The sequence below is a fragment of the Agrobacterium sp. B1(2019) genome, assembly GCF_008274755.1.
GTDB classification, from domain to species: Bacteria; Pseudomonadota; Alphaproteobacteria; order Rhizobiales; family Rhizobiaceae; genus Agrobacterium; species Agrobacterium salinitolerans.
On sequence record NZ_VTPB01000001.1, the window covers coordinates 1132152 to 1145683 of the forward strand.

At 60.6% G+C, this 13532-nt stretch carries 11 protein-coding genes; 8 read left to right on the plus strand and 3 right to left on the minus strand.

Annotation, left to right across the window (positions count from 1 at the left end; all coding sequences use genetic code 11):
- Positions 1–2: 2 nt before the first annotated feature.
- On the plus strand, positions 3–611 hold the full coding sequence (locus tag AGR1_RS05620) for an ATP-dependent Clp protease proteolytic subunit (RefSeq protein ID WP_149146398.1): 609 nt from the start codon (positions 3–5) through the stop codon (positions 609–611).
- An 85-nt stretch (positions 612–696) separates the two neighbouring features.
- On the opposite strand, the gene parE is transcribed toward AGR1_RS05620, so the two are convergent.
- The gene (gene parE, locus AGR1_RS05625) at positions 697–2811 is read right to left on the minus strand and encodes a DNA topoisomerase IV subunit B (protein ID WP_149146399.1); all 2115 of its coding nucleotides are present in this window, start codon (positions 2809–2811) and stop codon (positions 697–699) included.
- Positions 2812–3033: 222 nt separating this feature from the next.
- Here parE and AGR1_RS05630 point away from each other — a divergent pair, with 222 nt between their 5' ends.
- From AGR1_RS05630 to AGR1_RS05645, 4 genes are all read left to right on the plus strand, one after another.
- Positions 3034–3915, plus strand: coding sequence for an alpha/beta fold hydrolase (locus AGR1_RS05630; protein ID WP_149146400.1), 882 nt, complete (start codon positions 3034–3036; stop codon positions 3913–3915).
- Between the two features lie 210 nt (positions 3916–4125).
- Positions 4126–4896 (plus strand): triose-phosphate isomerase, encoded by a 771-nt coding sequence (gene tpiA, locus AGR1_RS05635; protein ID WP_080790672.1) that lies wholly within the window; start codon positions 4126–4128, stop codon positions 4894–4896.
- 115 nt (positions 4897–5011) lie between these two features.
- The gene (secG, locus tag AGR1_RS05640; RefSeq protein WP_003524802.1) at positions 5012–5467 is read left to right on the plus strand and encodes a preprotein translocase subunit SecG; all 456 of its coding nucleotides are present in this window, start codon (positions 5012–5014) and stop codon (positions 5465–5467) included.
- A gap of 150 nt (positions 5468–5617) precedes the next feature.
- Positions 5618–7255 (plus strand): CTP synthase, encoded by a 1638-nt coding sequence (locus AGR1_RS05645; protein WP_162520379.1) that lies wholly within the window; start codon positions 5618–5620, stop codon positions 7253–7255.
- Positions 7256–7442: 187 nt separating this feature from the next.
- Here AGR1_RS05645 and fumC read toward each other — a convergent pair whose 3' ends face one another.
- Positions 7443–8834 carry a class II fumarate hydratase gene (fumC, locus tag AGR1_RS05650; RefSeq protein WP_149146402.1) on the minus strand — a complete coding sequence of 464 codons (1392 nt, stop codon included), beginning with the start codon at positions 8832–8834 and terminating at the stop codon, positions 7443–7445.
- A gap of 501 nt (positions 8835–9335) precedes the next feature.
- On the opposite strand from fumC, the gene AGR1_RS05655 reads away from it, so the two are divergent.
- The gene (locus AGR1_RS05655) at positions 9336–11195 is read left to right on the plus strand and encodes a murein L,D-transpeptidase (protein WP_187772165.1); all 1860 of its coding nucleotides are present in this window, start codon (positions 9336–9338) and stop codon (positions 11193–11195) included.
- A gap of 77 nt (positions 11196–11272) precedes the next feature.
- On the opposite strand, the gene AGR1_RS05660 is transcribed toward AGR1_RS05655, so the two are convergent.
- Positions 11273–11974, minus strand: coding sequence for an HAD family hydrolase (locus AGR1_RS05660; protein ID WP_149146403.1), 702 nt, complete (start codon positions 11972–11974; stop codon positions 11273–11275).
- A gap of 176 nt (positions 11975–12150) precedes the next feature.
- On the opposite strand from AGR1_RS05660, the gene rpiA reads away from it, so the two are divergent.
- Positions 12151–12846, plus strand: a complete 696-nt coding sequence (gene rpiA, locus AGR1_RS05665; RefSeq protein ID WP_149146404.1) for a ribose-5-phosphate isomerase RpiA — start codon at positions 12151–12153, stop codon at positions 12844–12846.
- Positions 12847–12862: 16 nt separating this feature from the next.
- The gene (locus tag AGR1_RS05670) at positions 12863–13432 is read left to right on the plus strand and encodes a DUF2059 domain-containing protein (protein ID WP_003524811.1); all 570 of its coding nucleotides are present in this window, start codon (positions 12863–12865) and stop codon (positions 13430–13432) included.
- Positions 13433–13532: the final 100 nt, after the last annotated feature.

Below are 13532 nucleotides of genomic sequence, written 5' to 3' on the forward strand. Positions count from 1 at the left end.
CGATGCGCGAAGCGATGCAACTCGTCCCTATGGTAGTCGAACAATCGTCGAGGGGAGAAAGGTCCTTTGACATCTATTCCCGGCTGCTGAGGGAAAGGATCATCTTCCTCAACGGCGAGGTGAACGATGCGGTTTCCGCGCTGGTCTGCGCGCAATTGCTGTTTCTCGAGGCGGAGAACCCGAAGAAGCCGATCCATCTCTATATCAATTCGCCGGGCGGTGTGGTGACCAGCGGTCTCGCCATGTATGACACCATGCACTATATCCGCGCACCGGTTCATACGCTCTGCATGGGAACGGCCCGCTCCATGGGATCGTTCTTGCTGATGGCGGGTGAACCGGGCGAGCGGAGCGCCCTTCCCAATGCCAGCATCCATATTCATCAACCGCTGGGCGGTTTCCAGGGACAGGCGTCGGACATGTTGATCCATGCCGAAGAGATGCGGCAGACCAAGCACCGCATGACGCGGCTTTATTCCGAACATTGCAAACGCAGTTATGAGAAATTCGAAGCGGCCATGGACCGGGATTTTTTCATGACGGCGGAGCAAGCTCTGGAATGGGGCCTGATCGATCGCATTATGGGCGTTCGTGAGGATGTCGCGGTGTAGTGCCGGGTACTATCCGCAAGATGTTGCTTCCATATCAACGCAAAAGGCAGCGCCATGCGCTGCCTTTCAAGGTTGGTCCGGATGATCAGATATCCAGATTATCTGCAAAGGCCGCGCGTTCCTGAATGAAGCGGAAACGGGCATCCGCCTTGGTGCCCATCAGATTGTCGACGGCCTCGCGGGTGCCTTCGAAATCCACATCGTCGATCTCGACGCGCAGCAGGGTGCGCTTTTCGGGATCCATGGTGGTTTCCTTCAGTTGCGCCGCCATCATTTCGCCGAGACCTTTGAAGCGGCTGATTTCCACCTTCTTGCCCTTGAACATGGTTTCCATCAGCTCAGTGCGGTGGGCGTCGTCGCGGGCGTAGGCGGATTTCGCACCTTGCGCGATCTTATAGAGCGGCGGCACGGCCAGATAGAGATGGTTGCCGCGAATGAGTTCCGGCATTTCCTGATAGAAGAAGGTGATGAGCAGCGAGGCGATATGGGCGCCGTCGACATCGGCATCGGTCATGATGATGATGCGCTCGTACCGCAAATCCTCTTCGCGGTACTTTGTGCGCGTGCCGCAGCCCAGCGCCTGGATGAGATCGGCAATCTGCTGGTTGGCGGAGAGTTTTTCGCGGCTGGCGCTGCCGACGTTGAGAATTTTACCGCGCAGCGGCAGGATAGCCTGATTGGCGCGGTTGCGCGCCTGCTTGGCCGAGCCGCCGGCCGAGTCGCCCTCGACGATGAAAAGCTCAGCGCCTTCTGCAGTGTTCTGGGAGCAATCCGCCAGCTTGCCGGGCAGGCGCAGCTTGCGCACGGCGGTCTTGCGATTGACTTCCTTTTCCTTGCGGCGGCGCAGGCGCTCTTCGGCGCGCTCGATCACCCAGTCCAGCAGCTTCGCCGCTTCGCCCGGATTGCCGGCAAGATAATGGTCGAAGGGATCGCGCAGCGCATTTTCGACAATACGCTGGGCCTCGACGGTGGCGAGCTTGTCCTTGGTCTGGCCGACGAATTCCGGCTCGCGGATGAAGACCGAGAGCATGCCGGCAGCCGAAATCATTACGTCATCGGTGGTGATGTCCTTGGCGCGCTTGTTCTGCGTCAGGTCCGCATAATTCTTCAGGCCCTTGGTGAGCGCGATGCGGAAACCCGCCTCGTGCGTGCCGCCTTCAGGGGTCGGGATGGTGTTGCAATAGGAATGGATCTGCGTGTCGCCGCCATACCAGGTGACTGCCCATTCCAGCGCACCGTGGCCGCCGGTCTTTTCCGTGCGGCCCGAGAAAATTTCGCGGGTGACGGTGAATTCCTTGCCGAGCGTGGCGGCGAGATAGTCCTTCAGGCCGCCGGGGAAATGGAACACGGCCTTTTCGGGGATTTCACCACCGGCCGGCACCATGCCGGGATCGCAGCTCCAGCGGATTTCAACGCCGCCGAACAGATAGGCCTTGGAGCGGGCCATGCGGAAGATGCGGGCCGCCTCGAATTTCGCGTGATCGCCGAAAATTTGCGGATCGGGATGGAAACGCACGCGGGTGCCGCGACGGTTGTGCACGTCGCCCAGCTCTTCCAAGGGGCCGATCGGCAGGCCGCGCGAGAAACGCTGGCGGTAAAGCTTGCGGTTACGCGCCACTTCCACTTCCAGAAGATCGGAGAGCGCATTGACCACGGAAACACCGACGCCATGCAGGCCGCCCGATGTCTCATAGGCCTTGCCGTCGAACTTGCCGCCAGCATGCAGCTTGGTCATGATGACTTCGAGCGTGGATTTTCCGGGGACCTGCGGGTGGTTCTCCACCGGAATGCCGCGACCGTTATCCGTTACCGTCAGGAAACCTTCCGCATCGAGATGGACCTCGATGAAATTGGCGTGCCCGGCGACTGCCTCGTCCATGGAGTTGTCGATGACTTCGGCGAAGAGATGGTGCAGCGCCTTTTCATCAGTGCCGCCGATATACATGCCCGGGCGCATGCGCACGGGCTCAAGCCCTTCGAGCACGCGGATCGAGGACGCGCCGTAGTCATCACCGGTCGGTGATACAGGGGCGGGCTGCGTCACGGCCGCAACGGCTGCGGGTTTCGGCTGCACATTCGCGTTGGCGGGCACGTTGGCGGCCGCGGTCACCGGCGTCTTTGCGGCGTCCTCGTTCGTTTCCGTATCGCTGTTTCGTGCTGCCGGAAGACCGGAGAAGAGATCGTTGCTGTCGTCCATCATGTCCAAAGTTCAAAAGCGTGTGTCAGAATTTCGCCATGCGAATCATTATGCCAGTAGCGTCAATCATAACGCCAAACGCGGTTCCCGTCCGATTCAAGGGTCCGTCTGGCAAACGCGGCGCATCCTATGCCACGATTGTGTCAGGGTTTCGCAACAGGAGGATTGCGCTGCCGGCCTTGCGATGGCAAGTCTCGCAGCCACGAATGAACGGTTAGCCAAGGCATGTCCACAGCTCATTTCACGTTTTGTACTCTTTTTAGCCTGACTGTGGCGGCAATGCCGGTTGCGGCCTCTGCCGCTGACGGGCCGCTGCGTCCCTTCAAGGATGAGCTGTTTTCCGCCCATACGGTGCTTTCCAGCGGCGATGGCGGCGCGTCCGAGGTCATCGACTATCAGGAAATGCGCGATATCAACGGTCGCGACGAGGTGCCGGAACGCCGGGTGAAACGACAATATGTCGATATGACGCCGAAGAAGACGCAGGCGCTCGAAACCGTTTCCGCCGGGGGCAGGGCGCTTGAGGTCGGTCGCGTCGGGCCGGCGAGCGGCCAGGCCTTCACCGTCATCTTCATCCACGGGCGCGGCGGTGACCGGCGGCTCGGCATGAACGACTACACCTTCGGCGGCAACTTCAACAGGCTGAAAAACCTCGCCGTTGCCAATGGAGGCACCTATTACGTGCCAAGCGTTCGTTCCTTCGATGAGAACGGCGTTGCCGATATCGCGGCGCTGATTGCCGATGCGGCGCAGAAATCGGGCGGCAAGCCGGTCATTCTGACCTGTGCTTCGATGGGTAGTTTCATCTGCTATGGCATCAGCCGTGACAAGGCAGCCGTCGCCAATCTCAAGGGCATGGCGATCCTCGGCGGGGCGGTCGACCCGGATTTTCCGAAAAGCGCCTTTGCAAAGGCGAAGAAGCCGGTCTGGTTTACCCACGGCAGCGCCGACAAGGTTTATTCGGCCGATCAGCAGGCGACGATTTTCCGTACGCTGTTGAAGGCCGGCGAGCCAGCGAGGTTCACGCGTTATGAGACGGGCAGCCACGGAACGCCGGTGCGAATGACCGACTGGCGGGCGGTTTTGAACTGGATTTTGAGCCGATAGGGGGGTGTTGCGGGTCTGGGCACGACAAATTTTGCGAATTTGCCGCTGGTTTTAACCCTTAGACCGCTTTTTTGTACCAATTGCCCTCTGCTGCGGCTAAAGGAATATCCGGGAATTTCAGACAGAGCTTCTGTCGTGATCAAGGGCCGCCTGCGGCCGAGGGTTGGAGCGCCGCCAGCGGCGCTGCTAGACAAAGGGAATGGGATACGCATGACGCCGAATGTTCGACCGCTTGTAGCCGGAAACTGGAAGATGAACGGCACGCGTGCCTCGCTCGATCAGATCAAGGCCATGGCAGAGGGCGTCAAGGGCGCACTTTCCGAGAAGGTGGATGCGCTGATCTGCCCGCCTTCGACCTTGCTTTATGTCGCCACGGCGCTCTGCGATGACAGCCCGCTGATGATCGGCGCTCAGGATTGCCACCAGAACGCCTCCGGCGCGCACACTGGCGATATTTCCGCCGAGATGATCGCCGACTGCTTCGGCACCCACGTTATCGTTGGCCATTCCGAGCGCCGCACCGACCATGCCGAGACCGATCATCTGGTGCGCGCCAAGGCATCCGCCGCCCACCAGGCCGATCTCATTGCCATCGTCTGCATCGGCGAAACGGCGGATGAGCGCAAGGCGGGTCAGACGCTCGATATTCTCAAGCGCCAGCTCGCCGGCTCCCTGCCGGATGAGGCGACGGCGGAAAATACCGTTATCGCCTATGAGCCCGTGTGGGCGATCGGCACGGGTCTGACACCCACCGTGGACGATGTGCGCGAGGCCCATGCCTTCATGCGCGACGAACTCGTCAAGCGCTTCGGCGACGCCGGCAAGACCATGCGTATCCTCTATGGCGGCTCGGTGAAGCCCGCCAATGCGCTGGAGTTGATGGGTGTTGAAAACGTCGACGGCGCGCTGATCGGCGGTGCGAGCTTGAAAGCCTCCGACTTCCTGTCCATCTATGCGGCATACGAGCAACTGACGGCTTGATCGGAGCTTTCCTGCGAGTGGAGCGGGAAAGGGGCTTGGAATAAGCCTTCGCCTCATGTAAAGAGCCGCGAAACCTTCTTTGTAGTGCTCCGCGCGGGGCATGGAATGGATTGTCATGCAGACCGTTTTGATTGTTATTCACCTCATGATCGTGCTGGCGCTTGTCGGCGTGGTCCTGATCCAGCGTTCCGAAGGCGGCGGCCTCGGTATCGGCGGCGGTTCGGGCTTCATGTCCGCGCGCGGAACGGCCAATGCGCTGACGCGCACCACGGCGATCCTTGCCGCGTTGTTCTTCGCGACCTCGCTCGGCCTCGGTCTCCTGACGCGCTACGAATCGCGCCCGACCGACATTCTGAACCGTATTCCGGCCACGCAGGGCCAGGGTAACGGCATTCTCGATACGCTCGGCCCGGCGACGACGCCGTCGACGCCCGCTCCGGCTGAGAATGGCGTTCCGACCAATGGTGCAGCCGCACCGGCTCAGACGACCCCGGCTCCGGCCGCTTCCGGCACGGCCGCGCCGGCCCCGGCGCAGCCAGCCGATCCGAACGCAGTTCCGACCGGTCAATAAGCCCGGTTATGATTTAACGCTCCGGCAGGCCAAAAGCCTGCCGGTTTTCTTTTGTTCGCATTCCGGCTCGCCCCATCGCAGATTCGTCAACAGCGAATTTTCGAAACAATGAAATTTGGGCTGGCGGAATCAGAGGTAAAAAGGTATCCGGTGAATCCCATGGCGCGATATGTATTCATCACAGGCGGCGTGGTCTCCTCTCTCGGTAAGGGCATCGCAGCTGCGGCACTCGGAGCTTTGCTGCAATCCCGTGGTTATCGGGTGCGGCTTCGCAAACTTGACCCCTATTTGAACGTTGATCCCGGCACCATGAGCCCGACACAGCACGGCGAAGTGTTCGTGACGGATGACGGTGCCGAGACGGACCTCGACCTTGGCCACTATGAACGCTTTACCGGGCGTTCGGCCACCAAGACCGACAACATCACCACCGGTCGCATCTACAAGAACATCATCGACAAGGAACGGCGCGGCGATTATCTCGGCGCGACCGTTCAGGTCATTCCGCATGTCACCAACGAGATCAAGGATTTCGTCACCGAAGGTAATGACGATTACGACTTCGTCATCTGCGAAATCGGCGGCACGGTGGGTGATATCGAGGCGATGCCGTTCATGGAGGCGATCCGCCAGCTCGGCAACGATCTGCCGCGCGGCACGGCGATCTATCTTCACCTGACGCTGATGCCCTATATTCCGGCAGCCGGCGAGCTGAAGACCAAGCCGACCCAGCATTCCGTCAAGGAGCTGCAGGCGCTCGGTATTCATCCCGACATCCTCTTGGTGCGCGCCGACCGGGAAATCCCGGAAGCCGAACGCCGCAAGCTTTCGCTGTTCTGCAACGTGCGTCCTTCCGCCGTCATCCAGGCGCTGGATGTGGCGAATATCTACGACGTTCCGATTGCCTACCACAAGGAAGGCCTTGATTCGGAAGTGCTGGCCGCTTTCGGCATCGAGCCGGCGCCGAAGCCGCGTCTGGAACAGTGGGAAGAGGTCTGCAACCGCATCCGCACACCGGAAGGCGAAGTGACGATTGCGATCGTCGGCAAATATACCGGCCTGAAGGACGCGTATAAGTCGCTGATCGAGGCGCTGCATCACGGCGGCTTTGCCAACCGCGTCAAGGTCAAGCTGGAGTGGATCGAGTCGGAAGTCTTCGAAAAGGAAGATCCGACGCCCTATCTCGAAAAGGTCAACGGCATTCTGGTGCCGGGCGGTTTTGGCGAGCGCGGTTCGGAAGGCAAGATCATGGCGGCACAGTTCGCGCGTGAGCGCAACGTGCCCTATTTCGGCATCTGCTTTGGCATGCAGATGGCGGTCGTTGAAGCGGCCCGTCATCTGGCCGGCATCGAACATGCCTCCTCCACCGAATTCGGCCCGACCTCCGAGCCTGTTGTTGGCCTGATGACCGAATGGGTGAAGGGCAACGAGCTGGAGAAGCGCTCCTCCAAGGGCGATCTCGGCGGCACGATGCGCCTCGGCGCCTACAAGGCGGCGCTGAAGAAAGACACCAAGATCGCCGAGATTTACGGCTCCACGGATATTTCCGAGCGTCACCGTCACCGCTATGAGGTGAATGTGGACTACAAGGACCGGCTGGAAGAATGCGGCCTCGTCTTCTCCGGCATGTCGCCGGATGGTGTGCTGCCGGAAACGGTGGAATACCCTGATCATCCTTGGTTCATCGGCGTTCAGTACCATCCGGAACTGAAGAGCCGCCCGCTTGACCCGCATCCGCTGTTTGCCAGCTTCGTTGAGGCGGCGGTGGAGCAGAGCCGGCTGGTTTGACGGTTTGAATGAGATGAAGAGGGCCGCGACAGCGGCCCTTTTTTGTTGGGTGATACCTTCCCTCCGTCATCCTCGGGTCAAGCCCGAGGATGACGTCGAGTATGGGGGGAGGTAGTGTCATGCGCTTCCAGCAAACAAAAAAACGGGCCCGCAGGCCCGTTTCCAATTCCATCAAAATCCAAACCGATTACTTCGGCCCGATCATGTTCTCCGGGCGCACATACTGGTCGAACTCCTCGTTGGTGAGGTATCCGCCGCCAACGGCCTCGTCGCGCAGCGTCGTGCCGTTCTTGTGCGCGGTCTTGGCGATCTTGGCGCAGATGTCGTAGCCGAGCTTGCTGTTGAGCGCCGTCACCAGCATCAGCGAGTTTTCGACGCCCTTCTTGATGTTGTCTTCGCGAGCTTCGATGCCGACGACGCAATTGTCGGTGAAGGAGACGGCGGCGTCGCCCAGAAGCTGGACAGACTGCAGGAAGTTGTAGGCCATCATCGGGTTATAGACGTTCAGCTCGAAGTGGCCTTGCGAACCGGCGAAGGAGAGCGCTGCATTGTTGCCGAAGATGTGGGCGCACACCTGCGTCAGCGCTTCCGACTGGGTGGGGTTGACCTTGCCCGGCATGATCGACGAGCCGGGCTCGTTTTCCGGCAGCGAGAGTTCGCCGAGACCGGCGCGCGGGCCGGAGCCGAGGAAGCGGATGTCGTTGGCGATCTTGAAGAGCGCAGCCGCAGCCGCATTGATCGCGCCATGGGAGAAGACCATGGAATCATGCGAGGCGAGCGCTTCGAACTTGTTCGGCGCGGTGACGAAGGAAAGGCCGGTGATCTTGGAGATCTCCTCGGCAACCTTCTCGGCAAAACCAACCGGAGCATTGAGGCCCGTGCCGACGGCGGTGCCGCCCTGGGCGAGCTTTGAAAGCGCGGGTAGGGTGGTTTCGATGTTGGCGATGGCGGAGGCGACCTGCGCGGCGTAACCGGAGAATTCCTGGCCGAGCGTCAGCGGCGTTGCATCCTGCGTGTGGGTGCGGCCGATCTTGATGATCTTCTCAAACTGTTTGACCTTGGCTTCCAACGCCTTGTGCAGGTGCTTCAGGCTCGGCAGCAGGTGATGAACGATCTGTTCCACGCAGGCGATATGCATCGCGGTGGGATAGGTGTCGTTCGAGGACTGGCTCATATTGACGTGGTCATTGGGGTGAACAGGCTTCTTGCTGCCCATTTCGCCGCCGAGCATCTCGATTGCGCGGTTGGAAATCACCTCATTGGCGTTCATGTTGGACTGGGTGCCGGAGCCGGTCTGCCAGACGACGAGCGGAAAATGCTCGGTCAGCTTGCCGTCGATGACTTCCTGCGCGGCGGCGATGATGGCGTCACCGATCTTCGGGTCGAGGCCGGCAAGCGCCATATTGGCGCGGGCTGCGGCCTGCTTGACGATGCCGAGCGCGCGAACGACAGAGGCGGGCTGCTTTTCCCAGCCGATCTTGAAGTTGCCGAGCGAGCGCTGCGCCTGGGCGCCCCAATAGCGATCGGCCTGAACTTCAATGGGTCCAAATGTATCGGTTTCCGTCCGTGTGGCTGTCATCAATCTTGCCTTTTTACTCGTTTTCCTCCGCCAAAACGGCGCCTTCGCCCGCCTTGCGCGGCCGATATATAGAATCATCGCGCCGGCAATGAAAGCGCTGCAATGCGGCGCAGGCAGATATTTCCCGCCGCGCAAAAGCGATTTCGCCGCATGGCGCGGCGCGGGGCGAAAAAGGCGCCGGCGTGTCATTTTTACTACGACGCGAAACGGCTGGCGAACCGGGCTTTCCGGGGTGCCCTGAGGGTCTGGCGGGATAGGGCAAAGTGAATGAAATAAATAGAAATTTAACCATTCTCGCCAATTCTGGAAATTACGTTTTTATGGCTTTGGCTGTATTATAAGGTTCATTTCGGCACGGTTGTGGGCTTTTTCGCGTTTTCTTTTCAACTGGCCGTCTATCGGCTAGACAGGCATGAAACTGATGCCCGCCTTTTGCTGGCGGTGCTGGGTGCTACGAGGATCAAATTGCAAGTCACATCTGGAAAAACATCGGCAGCACTGGTGCTGGCTCTCGGTCTTTCCGTTTCCACCGCTCTTCCCGGCAGTGCCGGGGCGGTAACGCTGATGGACCTCCTGCGCGGTGGCCCTGGTAAGATCGCGCGGGATCGCGGCGAGTTGCCGCCGGCCGGCATCGTTACCTCACCCTCCGGATCAAGTGCGGGCCAAAGCGCCGATGCTTCCGATCCCGAGCCATTGCCGCGTGTTTCAGGCCCGCGCTATTACAACTACAAGGCGGATTCGGCCCGTGCAGTAAACACGGCGAATTTCGGTGAAGGCCTTGCCAATCTGAAGTTCAGCGCCACCCCCGAGATCGCCAAGGCACTGGAAGCCTATTACGGCGCCGGCGGCAAGACGCTGTGGGTTTCGGAAGGCGAGCTGACCGCGCGCGCCAACGCTGTCATCGCCTTTCTCGAGACGGTCGGTGAAAGCGGCCTCGATCCGGCCGATTACAGCATTTCGCCACCGGCAAAGGATGTGACGGCCAGCATCACCAATGCTTCCGGCGCGGCTGCAACCGCTACGACGGTGGAGAAGGCCTCGGCGCCCGTGTCCGAGGCTTATCAACGGGCGCAGATGCAGTTCGAGCTGGCGCTTTCCGCCAAGGTTCTGGCTTATGTTCAGGATACGACCCGCGGCCGTGTCGATCCGAACCGGCTTTCCGGCTATCACGATTTCAAGCGCAAGACGGTGAACCTCGCACCGGTGCTGAAGCTTGCCGGCCTGAGCCCCGATGTTGCCGCGTATCTGCGCAGCCGCGAACCGTCGAGCGCCGAATATCTGGCGCTGAAGGCTGAACTTGCGCGCCTGCGCGACGAGGGCGATGCGGCGCATGTCGTCCGCGTTCCTGCCGATCTGTTGCTAAAGCCGGGCAATAGCAGCGCGGATATGGCCAATGTCGTCATGGCCATCGAACATCGCGCTTCGCCCGCTTTCAAGGCCGAGCATGCGGCAATCATTTCCGCTTACCAGCAGACGCCGGATTATACGCCCGATCTCGTCGATCTGGTGAAGGCGTTCCAGAGCGAAAACGGCCTGAAGCCGGACGGCGTTATCGGCCGCGCGACCGTGCGCGCCATGGTCGGCGAAAGCAATGACGCGAAGATCGCCAAGGTGCAGGTTGCCATGGAGCAGATCCGCTGGCTGCCGGCCGATCTCGGCCAGCGTTACGTCTTCATCAACCAGCCAGCCTTCATGGCCTATTACCACAATGACGGCCAGGAACAGTTCGGCATGAAAGTGGTTGTCGGCTCCAAGGCCAACCAGACCTATTTCTTTCAGGACCAGATCCAGACTGTCGAGTTCAACCCCTATTGGGGTGTGCCGCAGTCGATCATCGTCAACGAGATGCTGCCGAAGCTGCGCCGCGATCCGTCCTATCTCGACCGGCTGGGTTATGAGGTGCAGGTGGGCGGACGCGCCGTCTCTTCCACCAGCGTCAACTGGTATGGCTCCACCAACGCCGTTTCCGTGCGCCAGCCGCCGAGCAGCGACAATGCGTTGGGCGATCTGAAAATCCTGTTCCCCAATGCACATGCCATCTACATGCATGACACGCCTGCCAAGAGCTTCTTCAACCGCGACATGCGGGCGCTGAGCCACGGCTGTATCCGCCTCGTCGATCCGCGCCGCATGGCCGCCGCCGTTCTTGGCACCAGCGTCGACAAGGTCGGCGAGCAGATCGCGTCGGGCAAGAACCGCGCCGTTCAGGTGCCGGAGAAGATTCCGGTCTACGTGGCCTATTTCACCGCCTGGCCGGACAAGGACGGCAAGGTGCAGTTCTTTGACGATGTCTATGATCGTGACAGCTATGTGCAGAAGGCATTCGCCGTGACGACGAAGGCGCGGGCTGCGTCGATCTGATCGGCATATCATCAAGAGAAAAGCGCCGGAAACGGCGCTTTTTGTTTGATAAGGGCTGGATGAAGCGGCGCGGCCTCTCAGGCAGCCGCTTCGCCCTTCGCAACCAGTTCTTCGAACAGCGCCGGCGTCAATTCAGTGAAATCGTCGATCACCACATCCGGCTCCAGTTCAACCATCGGCACATCCGAATAACCGAAGGTGACGCCGATGGAGGGCACGGCCGCGCGTCTGGCGGCGAGAATGTCGTTGATGCTGTCGCCGACCATGATCGAGCGCTGCGGGTCGCCGCCGGCCTTTTCGATGGTGCCGAGAATATGGCGGGCATCCGGCTTGCGGAATTCAAACGTATCGCCGCAGGTGATGGCGGCGAAATATCGGCTGAGGCCCAGTTTTTCGAGCAGCGGTAACGCGAGGATTTCGGTCTTGTTGGTGCAGACGGCGAGCGCGATGCCCGCTTGCGAGAGCGCGTCCAGCGTCTCGACGATGCCGGGATAGGGGCGGCTTTCACCGGGCATTTCGGCGCGGTAATGGGTGATGAAGCGCTCATAGAGCGGTTCGATATCGGCCTCCGGCAATTCCGTCTCGCGCAGCGCGAAGGCGCGCTTGATCATCACCCGGGCACCCTGGCCGACCAGATGCGTCAGATCGTCATAGGTGACGGGCGCAAGCCCGGCTGCGGCGATGGTGTGGTTGAGGCTCGAGACCAGATCGGCGGCGGTATCGACCAGCGTGCCGTCGAGATCGAAAATGGCGAGCGGGGAGAGCGGGCGGGATGTCACGGGAACTGGCCTCTCGGGAATGCGTGCAACTGATATTGCCGCCAAGCCTAGGCAAACGGGCCTGTCTTTGCAACCGCGTCACAAGGTTCTGTTCGTTGGCTTGAAAAAGGCTTTCGTTTGGCTTTCGACCCGTGTAAACAGCACGGCGACGATAAAGCTACCGGAGTTTCAGGCACATGGATGCCCGCCAGATGAAGATCAAGGCCGCCGAGGCCGCACTGTCCCATGTACAGGATGGGATGCGGCTCGGTATCGGCACGGGCTCGACGGCCGAGGAATTCGTCAGGCTTTTGGCCGAGAAGGTCGCGGCTGGGCTCAAGGTCGAGGGCGTGCCGACATCCGAGCGCACCGCGCGCCTGTGCGTCGAGCTTGGCGTACCGCTGAAATCGCTGGATGAATTGCCGGAACTGGATTTGACCATCGATGGTGCGGATGAGGTCGATCATGCGCTGCGCCTCGTCAAGGGCGGCGGCGGCGCGCTTCTGCGCGAAAAGATCGTTGCGGCGGCATCCGACCGCATGATCGTGATCGCCGACCAGAGCAAGGTGGTGGAGACGCTGGGCGCTTTTCCGCTTCCCATCGAAATCAACCCTTTCGGCCAGGTGGCGACGCGTATCGCCATCGAAAAACTGGCGTCGCGTTCCGGGCTTTCCGGCACGCTTGCGCTGCGTTCTTCCGGCGACGGCGCCTTCATGACCGATGGCGGGCACCTTATCCTCGACGCATCTTTTGGCCGTATTCCTGATGCAGAAGCGCTAGCACGCGAGCTGAACACGATTCCCGGTGTCGTCGAGCACGGACTTTTCATAAATTTGGCATCGCTTGCCATTATCGCGGGTCCTGAAGGTGCCCGCGTGATGCAGGCAGTATAACAGGAGCGAGATTTTCATGGTCAAACTAGCGGGACTGGGCAAAGCTGCCGCTGCTTCGATCCTCATTTCCGGCATCGTGTTCGGTACTGCCGCACGCGCCCAGGAAATTTCGGAAGCGCATATCGCCGCCGCACGGCAGGCGATCACTTCTCTTGGCGTTACCGACCGTTTCGACGATATCCTGCCGGGTTTGGCGGAGCGTCTGAAGGCCGAACTCATTCAGGCTTCGCCGAACGTTCAGGATGCGATCACCGAGACTGTTGACGCGAAGGCTCTCGAGCTTGCGCCGCGCCGTGCCGATCTGGAGCGCGAAGCAGCGCTCACTTATGCGCGCGCCTTCACTGTTGAAGAGCTGAACGCCATTTCCACCTTCTACAGCAGCGAAGCCGGCAAGAAGCTCCTGAAGGACGGCCCGATTGCCACGCGCGAACTGATGAAGGCCGCCGATATCTGGGCCGCCGGCATCAACCGCGACCTCAACGCTTCCAGCATGTCGGAACTGCAGAAGGTTGCCGGCGCCGATCTGAAGCCGCTTCCGGCCGATCAGAACGCCACGGGCGGCGCTCCAGCGGCTCCCAAGCCCTGATTGGGTGAACGGACAATTCAGAAATATTCAAAGCCCGGCCGCAAGACCGGGCTTTTCATTTGTGCGTCGCAGCACCTATATGTGCCGTGAATGCGCCGTC